This window comes from Paenisporosarcina sp. TG20 (assembly GCF_000286315.1).
GTDB lineage: Bacteria > Bacillota > Bacilli > Bacillales_A > Planococcaceae > Paenisporosarcina.
The window spans coordinates 1-5,490 of sequence record NZ_ALJG01000148.1 but is presented as its reverse complement, the minus strand read 5'-3'; the positions used below and the strand labels follow the sequence as shown (position 1 = coordinate 5,490).

The 5,490-nt window shown below is 37.9% G+C and carries 4 protein-coding genes; 1 reads left to right on the top strand and 3 read right to left on the bottom strand.

The features are described from left to right. Positions 1 to 178: 178 nt before the first annotated feature. Together B371_RS0101885 and B371_RS0101880 are read right to left on the bottom strand one after the other, a co-directional pair. Positions 179 to 1,162 (bottom strand): P1 family peptidase, encoded by a 984-nt coding sequence (locus B371_RS0101885; protein WP_019412624.1) that lies wholly within the window; start codon positions 1,160 to 1,162, stop codon positions 179 to 181. Positions 1,163 to 1,216: 54 nt separating this feature from the next. Further along, positions 1,217 to 1,636, bottom strand: a complete 420-nt coding sequence (locus B371_RS0101880; RefSeq protein ID WP_019412623.1) for a universal stress protein — start codon at positions 1,634 to 1,636, stop codon at positions 1,217 to 1,219. A 411-nt stretch (positions 1,637 to 2,047) separates the two neighbouring features. Here B371_RS0101880 and B371_RS0101875 point away from each other — a divergent pair, with 411 nt between their 5' ends. Continuing rightward, a complete protein-coding gene (locus B371_RS0101875; RefSeq protein WP_019412622.1) occupies positions 2,048 to 3,166 on the top strand; it encodes a GNAT family N-acetyltransferase in 1,119 nt (372 codons plus the stop codon). Positions 3,167 to 3,534: 368 nt separating this feature from the next. On the opposite strand, the gene B371_RS0101870 is transcribed toward B371_RS0101875, so the two are convergent. Beyond that, entirely contained in the window at positions 3,535 to 4,947 is a 1,413-nt protein-coding gene (locus tag B371_RS0101870; RefSeq protein ID WP_019412621.1) for a LysM peptidoglycan-binding domain-containing protein, read from the bottom strand. Positions 4,948 to 5,490: the final 543 nt, after the last annotated feature.

The following is a 5,490-nucleotide window of genomic DNA, read 5'->3' as shown; positions in this document are numbered from 1 at the left end:
TGTAACGGAAATCATACCATAAACCAAAGTGGATACTGTATGCTTTCTTAAAGGAACGGGTGTCACTTTGCCCGGATTCTCTTATTAAAGTTATTGTAGTGCAGTTGTTTATCGATACAACCCAATACTATTTTTATAAAAAAATTATTAGTTACTGGGTGAAGTGATAGTCTTTTTGTTAGAAAAACACCCCTTTTTCGATCACTCTTCCTAACCGACCAGTTGTGGTTTTTGCATGGCGTATGGATTGATAGATGGCCTCCTCAGTTGCTTCAATCGTTGCTTGAAATAACTCATTCATTAACGGGTGATCATCTCGCAGAATTGGTTGTGTTTCAAACGCACTATCCGACTCGTGATTAATTGTATTAGCATTAGAAAAAGCGATGATAATATCGCCACTCCCATTATGTATGTGCGTTCCTGTACGACCTAGGCCAATAGCTGCCCGTTTGGCTAAACGTTTTAATTGGCGTGCGTTGATGGGGGCATTTGTAGCAACCACGATAATGACAGACCCATCTGGTTTGTCTAAACTATCTTGTTCCCATTGAGAAATCCTACACTCTCCAGCACGTCCAAAGTTGGTAAGTGTAAGAACGCCTACTACGAACGAGTGATCTCCGTTTACAGCAACTCTCGAGGAACTACCAATGCCACCTTTGACTCCGTAACAGATCATCCCTTTACCAGCACCAACAGCTCCTTGTTGAAAGTGTCCTGTTGATGATGCTTGTAATGCTTGAATAGCATGTGTTGGACGAACAGCTAAGAGACGCATTGAGTTTAAGTAGCTATCGTTACACTCACCAACAACTATATTAAGAGAACTTGTGGAGTCCCCTATTGATGGGTTTTGTTCCAACATATACGAGAGTGTTCCTTCTAAAACAGCCCCAACGCTAAAAGTATTTGTGAGCATTATTGGTGATTCCATCAAACCTAACTCTTCAAGTTGTATAAGACCAGCAGTTTTACCAAAACCGTTTAGGACAAAGCTCGCAGCATGGACTTTTTGAAGGAAGAGGTTCCCATCATGTGGCAAAATAGCTGTAACTCCTGTACAAATCGAATCTTTATCGTTAATGGTTTTATCCAAAGTGACATGCCCAACTTTTACCCCTGGTACATCCGTAATTAAATTTAATTCACCCTTATTCAACGCCACCATCTCCTAATTAAAACAAAGACTGACCAACAACGGGTCAGCCTTTACTTATTTTATTAATAAAACAGGTGAATGGACTCTTTTTGCAACTTTATGGCTAACGCTACCGAGCACCATTTCTTGAAGTGTATTGAGACCACGACTGCCAATTATAACAATATCATAATTTTCCATGTTAGCGTGTTCTACAATTAATGGACCTGCGTCACCGTGGAGTAATTTTATTTCCGTTGAAATCCCTTTAGATGTGAACATTTCTTTAATGGGCATAATTTTATTTTTGCGGTCAATGTGCAACTCTTCGCTACTCATATTCTGGACGATATCAGTTTGTGTTCTATCATAATCCAAAACATACAAAAGAGTTACCTGTACATCCTCAGAGATGCTTGCTAAGAAGACAGCGTGATTTGCCGCTCGTTTTGAATGAACAGAACCATCTACAGCTACTAAAATTTTTTTATACATATTCAATCCTCCATAGGTGGTGGTTTATGTAATGATTTCAAAATAGGATACAAATAATATATTATCAAAAAAATATACAGTTGTTCCATAGTAGATATATTCTCTAAAGTAAATTGTAATCCTCTTTTTTCAGAAAGTTGATTTAAATTCGAGAACCCTTATTAATGAATATGGAACAAGGATTTACTAATTAAGATGTCAACTACAAATAAAAATTTATAAAAACTATTATATCAATAACTAGAAAAACATTGCACATTATTAGAGAAAATATTATGTTTGCATTAGGTTTTAAAATAGTAGCGTTACTACGAACTCTTGGATTGCAATAATATTGGGTTCAACAACTCATTGCAATAAATCAAATGAGATTGCTGCAAGTTCAAAAGTAACACAGTTCGGGGGAATAGTATGCGTTTAACAGAATGGACAATGGAAGAACAAGAACAACTTATTCACTTTATGACCACTAACACCTGGCCGTTCCATGGGAATTCAAATCCTGCAAGGGAAATTATTGAAAAGGCAATTGAAGAAGGTGGTTACGAATCAGACGAAGTCAAAACATTTTGGGTCCAAAATGAGAAACAAGAGAAAGTTGGAATCGTCAAAGTTTTTGATTTACAAGATGAAATTCCCGTGTTCGATTTACGAATCGCTGAAAGTTATCGCGGTCACGGTTATGGTCCTGCTGCTCTAAAAGAAGTGACAGAGTATGTATTTAAACTACCTGAAAAGAAAATTCGAGTAGAAGGCCATACACGTCAAGACAACTTTGCAATGCGTAAAACATTTGAGCGGGCAGGGTTTGTTAAAGAAGGGCATCATCGTAAAGCTTGGTTTTCACCAAGAGAAAACTCCTATTATGATGCCATCACATATGGTATCACTAGAGATGACTTTATAGATGGTATAACAACACCTTTATTATGGGATGATCAACAGGGAAATGAGCAAGTGGAAGCGAAAACACATACAGCAATGCTTACATTTCCTGATCTTTTTGAATCTAAACGTTTAATAATTTGTGCACCAAAAGTGGAGGATGCACCACTTGTTTGGGAAAGTTTAAAAATCTCTAGTAAAGCATTAAAACAATGGATGCCATGGGCACAAAATGATCAAAAAATCGAGGAAGTAACCGAAAACCTTCGCCAAGCTGTTGCTGACTTTACTACAAGAAAAGATCTACGTCTGCATTTATTTTTAAAAGATACAGGTGAATTTATCGGGTCAAGCGGCTTTCACCGAATAAATTGGGCCATTCCGAAGGTTGAAATTGGTTACTGGTTAGACAGTCGTTTTGAAGGTAAAGGCTATATGACAGAAGCTGCCGAACGATTAACTGAGTTTGCATTCGAAGAGTTTGGTGCTAGAAGAGTAGAGATACGTTGTGATACAGATAACGTGAGAAGCCGAGCTATTGCGGAACGATTGAATTTCACATTAGAAGGTATATTAAAACAAGATTCACTATCTGGTGATGGAAAGTATGTTCGTGATACATGTGTTTACGCGAAAATTAAATGAAATAACAAAGCAAAAATCCAGTCAATTAAATTATCTAACCGAAAGTGTTTTATATTACCAAAGGGCTGTCCCAAAAGTCACAGAAATGGACTTTTAAGGGCAGCCCTCTCTTCATATAAAAATGACGCTGTCGATTTCCGTTTCAGGCGGAGGCGGTCCGTGAGTCTCCTCGTTGCACACTGAGGTTGGGATTACGGCATTGGAACAGTATCTCTTAAAGGTAGTAAGGGATCCGCCAGCTATTTTATAGATCAATAAGTAAAAACATAAAAACAGGTGAAGAAAAACGAGGCGTTTTCCTTCACCTGTTTTATTTTAGGGACTTATTAGACAGCCTCTTTTTTTGTTTTTACTTTCAATTTATCCTTTTATATCAACTTTAGAACATTAAAATTGTCATTTAATAGCGCCCAGTTTTGAGGGTAAGGATAACCTAAAGCCCAGTAACTAATTCCTCTCAAATTATATTGCTTTACCATATCGAATTTTGCTTGAGCACTTCGGGCATCCTCAAACCATACTTCATGGCTTCGTCCCTGCTCTTCTTCATAACGGAAAAAGGGTGATTGAGTTCTAGTATCATATTGAATTGTTGCACCATATTGAACAGCAAGACTAATAGCTTTTTGAGGACTAAAGGTTTTTGCTTCTTGACCTGAGACATGTGGCAATACCCAATCACGGGCATAAATTTGGAATCCTAAAACGATTTTTTCTGGTGGAATAACAGATAAAGCATATTCCACTACACGGCGCATTTCGTTTATTGGTGAAATTGCTTGTGGCGGTCCTTTACGATACCCCCATTCGTATGTCATTAATATGACAAAATCAACGATTCTACCATGTGCCTCATAATCATGTGCTTCATATAAAAGTCCAGCTTGTGTACCACTTACTTTTGGTGCTACAGCAGTGGATACGAAATATCCGAGACGATGTAAACGATCAACCGTTTGTTGCAAAAATTCGTTATACAACTCACGATCCGCTGGTAATACATTTTCAAAGTCAACATTTAGACCTTGATAACCCTTTTCTTCCATGATACTTATGATGTCAGTTAGTAGATTTTCTTTGTATTCGGGTGTAGCTAACACGTTATGTGCAAGATTAGATCCTGCCGCTGTTGTAGTAAAATTGGTAATCGACATCATCGGAACAACATTTTCCTCTAATGCGGCAGGGATCATCGCTTCATCACTCATTGGAGAAAGCGTTCCGTTTTCTGTGATGAGATATGCAAAGGGACTCAAGTAGGTTAGAAGATCCCCATGTTTGTTGATTGATTCTACAGCCGCTTGATTAGACTGATAGGTGTAGGCATTAACTTCAATTGTTGGCTTTGGTCTTGGAATTGCTAACTGTACACCTGGGTATATCAAGTTTGGATTTACAATTTGATTTTCAAAAATAATCGCCTGGATAGTAGTCCCATATTGCTGAGCAATTACCCATAGTGTTTCTCCAGGTTCTACTTGATGCGTTACTGGTGGAATAATCAGTGTAGTCCCAGGATAAAGAAGGTTTGGATCGGTTAATTGGTTAGTTTGAACAATATCGCTTATTGTTACATCGTACTGTTGGGAAATTGACCACAACGCTTCTCCGTATTTAACGATATGTGAGGTTCCAGGTACTGGTATTACTATCGATTGCCCAATTACTAATTGATTTGGGTTCGGTAATTCATTTAATTGTACAATCGAGTTAATATCTATAGTATAACGACTTGCTATCTGCCATAGCGCTTCGCCACTTTGAACCACATGTATTATCATTAAATTCCCCTCCATGATGAGTTTATTGTTTACTATATGAAAGATGATAATATGTGTGTTATCAGGTGGGTCTTTATCCCAAAACGCCCACAGAAAATGTTCGCAGGTTCTAAATCGTAACGCTAGCTTCGAAACATGAAAGTGCTTTGAAACGGAAGCCACTAGATTTTTTAACGACATAGCCATTTATAATACGAAAATAGGGGCTGATCATAGAAAAGATCAGGACCCTATTTAAAATAAATATATAAAATTGATGCGCCAAGAACCCAGTGTTCATGTGTTTTTAGTATATGGAAACTAAGATGCTTAAAACGGAATTGTTTCGGTGACACGCACATTATTCCGATTAATGTGAATGCGTGATTTTAAAACACAGGTTTCCTCTAGTGTCTTTTCTCACATCAACCCAAATCAAAAATACGACATGCCTATTGGTTGAAGGGACGCGTCGGACGGAATCTTGCCGAAAGATTGCCTGTAAGAAAGAGATGAGCGAAGTGAAACTTTGCTCATCTCTTTTATGTGCGCCCAGCATGGGCG

Excerpts from the sequence above, each read along its gene's own strand:
- B371_RS0101880 (WP_019412623.1), bottom strand. The coding sequence starts at position 1,636 with ATGTATAAAAAAATTTTAGTAGCTGTAGATGGTTCTGTTCATTCAAAA.
- B371_RS0101875 (WP_019412622.1), top strand. The coding sequence starts at position 2,048 with ATGCGTTTAACAGAATGGACAATGGAAGAACAAGAACAACTTATTCAC.
- B371_RS0101870 (WP_019412621.1), bottom strand. The coding sequence starts at position 4,947 with ATGATAATACATGTGGTTCAAAGTGGCGAAGCGCTATGGCAGATAGCA.